At 73.1% G+C, this 253-nt stretch carries 1 protein-coding gene; it reads right to left on the reverse strand.

Annotation, left to right across the window (positions count from 1 at the left end):
• Positions 1–226 (reverse strand): hypothetical protein (locus tag ACP7H9_RS14305; RefSeq protein WP_439222949.1); only part of this gene is annotated, 226 nt, incomplete at its 3' end.
• Positions 227–253 lie beyond the last annotated feature (27 nt).

Consider the following 253-nt stretch of genomic DNA (forward strand, 5'->3'; position numbering starts at 1 on the left):
CGGCGTTGACCGGGTTGATCTCCAGGAGGGTGCCCCGGACGCGGTTGTACAGCTCGGGGCGGGCCGCCAGGACGCCGAGGACGTCGTGCCCCTGCCCGGCGCAGGAGCTCATGACCCTGACCGTGCCGGGCCGGACGTCGAACTCCGCGGAGATCACCTGCTGGACGTGGCGCAGCCGTACCGACAGCTCCGAGGCGGGGTCCTGGTAGGCGTCGTGCCACGCCACGTAGTCGCGTAGCCGGGGGGACGGGGG

Origin of the sequence: Idiomarina sp. ST20R2A10 (assembly GCF_051842345.1) — a bacterium.
In the GTDB taxonomy this organism is placed as follows: domain Bacteria; phylum Pseudomonadota; class Gammaproteobacteria; order Enterobacterales; family Alteromonadaceae; genus Idiomarina; species Idiomarina loihiensis.